The organism is Pseudomonas sp. AGC41 (assembly GCF_057334555.1).
Map to the genome: position 1 here is coordinate 200,316 of NZ_JBHFJB010000039.1, position 3,425 is coordinate 203,740.

4 protein-coding genes are annotated in these 3,425 nt (G+C 63.1%); all 4 read left to right on the top strand.

Annotated elements, in window-relative coordinates; translation table 11 throughout:
* The coding region (locus ACE04F_RS07930) for a phage tail tape measure protein (protein ID WP_486105693.1) at positions 1-1,746 on the top strand (1,746 nt) is incomplete at its 5' end.
* On the top strand, positions 1,746-2,129 hold the full coding sequence (locus ACE04F_RS07935; protein ID WP_486105694.1) for a phage tail protein: 384 nt from the start codon (positions 1,746-1,748) through the stop codon (positions 2,127-2,129). The genes ACE04F_RS07930 and ACE04F_RS07935, both read left to right, overlap by 1 nt.
* Entirely contained in the window at positions 2,122-2,334 is a 213-nt protein-coding gene (locus tag ACE04F_RS07940) for a tail protein X (protein WP_486105695.1), read from the top strand. The genes ACE04F_RS07935 and ACE04F_RS07940 overlap by 8 nt, the downstream gene beginning before the upstream one ends.
* Positions 2,335-2,343: 9 nt before the next feature.
* On the top strand, positions 2,344-3,360 hold the full coding sequence (locus ACE04F_RS07945) for a phage late control D family protein (protein WP_486105696.1): 1,017 nt from the start codon (positions 2,344-2,346) through the stop codon (positions 3,358-3,360).
* Positions 3,361-3,425: the final 65 nt, after the last annotated feature.

The following is a 3,425-nucleotide window of genomic DNA, read 5'->3' on the forward strand; positions in this document are numbered from 1 at the left end:
CCATTGGTGGCGGCTGGCGGGACCACAGCGGTTGAGTTGGTCAGAATCGAAGGCCTGGCTGCCAGGGCAGGCATCGGCAGCGATCTGCCCGATGCCTCGGACCGACAATCGGCGCTGTTGCGCTTTGCCAGCGATGCGGGTGTCACCGCATCGACATTCAAGATGCCAGCCGTGGAAGCTGCCGAGATGCTGCTTGGTTGGCGCACCGCCATGAAGCTCAGCGCCGAGAAAGCCTTTGACCTGGCGGACGCAACCAACCACCTCGGCAAAATTCCCGGCGGTGCGAAAGCGAGCGAGATCGGCACGGTGTTGCAGCGTGACGGTGCGGTCGCGACCTCGGCCGGCCTGCAACCTGCACAGGCCGCTGCGGTGACGGCGGCGTTGCTCAACACCGGTACGCAACAAGCTGAAGCCGGCGCAGCGCTGGCTGGTTTCACGATGGCCTTGGGCAAGGGTAATCAGGCCTCGGCGACCGAACAAGCGGCCTGGAAGCAACTCGGGCTTGATCCCAGGGAAGTCGCGAGTGGGTTGCGTGACAAGGACACCGCGCCGGGGACCGTGATGTCGGTGCTGGCGGCGTTGAACGCGCAGCCGGCGGAAAAACGCTCGGACCTTGCCTCTTCGCTGTTTGGCACGCGGGATGAGGCGGTGCTGCGGATGGCGCAGAAACTGACCGAGGTGAATGACGCGTTCTTGCAGATCAAAGACCCGGCCCAGTACGCCACCTCCCAGTTGGGTGACAAGGGCTCGGTGCGGCAGGACGCGTTGGCGTTGGCCAATACCCGGCAAGGTCGCTGGAACGTCTTCAACGCCAGCAATGAGCGTTTGTCGCTGGCCGCGGGCAATGCGGTGGCGCCCGTGGCGGACAGCTCGCTGCAATGGCTGGGCTCGCTGAACGATGGCATGAGCGAGTTGGCCGAGACTTCACCTAAGGCCACAGCTGCCATTGTACTGGTGGGCGCGGCGCTCAAGCCGCTGGTGGGGGCGCTGCTCAAAGCCGTCGCGGATGAAATGAGCAATCAAGCGGCGAAACGCGTATTGGGCGGCGTGGCGAAGCGTCTTCCCAGGCGCGTGGGAGAAGTGTTCTCGGAAGACTTCAGAAACGACAATCGTAACGCCAGCCCGGATATCAAGGGCGTCAGCCGGTTCGGACCGGCGATCGTTGCCAAGGCCGAAGCGGGAGTGACTGCCAACGGTTCCCTTCGCGGCATGGGTGCTTCGTTGCGCCCGTTCAGCCGATTTATCCCAGGAGCCGCCGCGTTAACTGCGGCCCCTGAAGTGCTGGAAGGGGCGCTGAGCGGCGACGCTCGCAAGGTTGGCGCTGGCCTGGGCGCCGCTGGCGGCGGCTGGGCGGGTGCATCGGCAGGCGCCACCGCGGGAGCGACGATTGGCACATTCTTCGGTCCGGGTATCGGCACCGCTATTGGCGGAGCACTCGGCGCAATTGTCGGCGGTCTGGCGGGAAGCTGGCTCGGCGCTGAGTCGGGCTCGTGGCTGGGCGAAAAACTCGCCTCGCCCGTTGATAAGCTCGCCGCTCCCGAGCAGGTCAGCAAAGACCTGAGCGGCACCCCGGCGACCGGCCAGCAAAACAACCTGACCGCGAACATCTACATCAATGGCCAGGATCAGGCCAGCGCCGCTCAGTTGGCGAACCTGGTTGTGCAACAGATCACCAGCCAATTCCAACTCATGCCCAACTCGCTTGCCATGCGCAGTGATGCGGCCCTGACCGACGGAGTGACCTGATGCGTCAGCAAATGGCCCTGGGCAGTTTCATTTTCGGGCTGTCCCGCAAATTCGCCTACCACTCCCTGGTCCGCACCTCGGACGGTGGCTGGAAAAGCATCGACATTCTTACCAGCAAACCCAAGTCCAGCCAGATCGGCCAAGGCCTGCAGGGGCTGACGATCACCGGCAAATCGATGTACTCGACCGCGATGGATCGACTCGATGAGCTGCGCGCATTGCAAGCCCTGCGCACCCCCCTGCCGTTGGTGGATGGCGTCGGTCGCAACTGGGGCCTGTGGCAGATCAACAAGGTCACGGAAACCCAGACCGAGGTCATTGATGACGGCACGGCCATGGTGGTCGGCTGGGTGGTTGAATTGACGGAGTTCGCCAATGCGTAGGGTACGTAGTATCGCCGGTGATTCGGTGAATCTGCTGTTGTATCGCGAACTCGGGCGTTGTGATGACGCCGCCGAAGAAGCGCTCTGGCTACTCAATCCGGGATTGGCCGAATGGAGCCCGGTATTGCCTGCGGGCGTTTGGGTTGTCTTGCCTGAGGTGGACCTCAGGCCTGTTGCGATCCCAGCGGTTTCAGCCTGGGATTAAGGAGGCGCCATGTCATTGGGTTTTACGCCTGCAGTGGAAATTTATGGCGCGAACGCCGCGCTGCTCAACGAACGCCTGCTCAGTTGGACGCACATCGACGCGGCGGGCATCGAGTCCGATCAACTGACACTGACCATCAGCCTGGAGGGGCTTGAAGGTATGCCCAGCCTGGGCGGCAAGATCGGCCTGCGGGTCGGCTATCTGGAGTCGGGACTTATGGATAAAGGTGAATTCGTCGTGACCCGGCGTACACCGATGCTGTTTCCCTTGCGCCTGACACTGGTGGCGACAGCCGCGCCGTTCAGCGCCTCGGACCAGACCGGGTTCAAGCAGCGCCGATCCGTCAGCCATGGCCCGACGACCCTCGGCGCGCTGTTTCGGGAACTGACCTCAAGGCACGGTTTTTCCCCCCGCGTGGCGCCGGAACTGTCACTGATAAAAATCGAGCACATCGACCAATCCAACGAAACCGACATGGGCTTCCTGACCCGTCTGGCCCATCGTTATGACGCGGTCGCCAAGCCGGTCAACGAGCTGTATGTGCTGGCACGGCGCGGGCAGGCGAAATCGCTGTCAGGCAAAGTCTTGCCTGAGGTAAAGCTGTCGGTGACGACGAACAATCGTCCAGGCGACCAGGCGTTTACGTCGGCGATCCTTGATGAGACCGCCCGGGCTAAATACCAGGGTTGCAAGACCACCTGGTGGGATGCGGCGGCGGGCAAGCTGCGGGTCGAAGAGGGCGGCATCGCACCTTTCAAGAGCTTGCGCCAGCGCTTCCAGAGCGCCGCCGACGCCCGCGCCGCCGCTGAGGGCGAGACACGGCGGATGATGCGCGAAGCCCTCAAGGTCGCCATCGAATGCCCGGGCAACCCGGCCTTGTCCGCAGAGGGCATCGTACTGCTTGACCCCTCCTGGCCGGATTTCATGCGCGGGCGTTGGTCTATCGACAAAGTCATCGCCAGTGGCAGCCGGGAAAAAAGCTATCGCTGCAAGATTGACGCGACCTGCCTGGATGCCAAGGCCTGACACTTTCCCCTTGTGGGAGCGAGCCCGCTCGCGATAGCGGTCTGATATTCGACATCGGTGTTACC

Coding starts and splice junctions, on each gene's coding strand:
- ACE04F_RS07940 (WP_486105695.1), top strand. CDS start 2,122: ATGCGTAGGGTACGTAGTATCGCCGGTGATTCGGTGAATCTGCTGTTG.
- ACE04F_RS07945 (WP_486105696.1), top strand. CDS start 2,344: ATGTCATTGGGTTTTACGCCTGCAGTGGAAATTTATGGCGCGAACGCC.
- ACE04F_RS07935 (WP_486105694.1), top strand. CDS start 1,746: ATGCGTCAGCAAATGGCCCTGGGCAGTTTCATTTTCGGGCTGTCCCGC.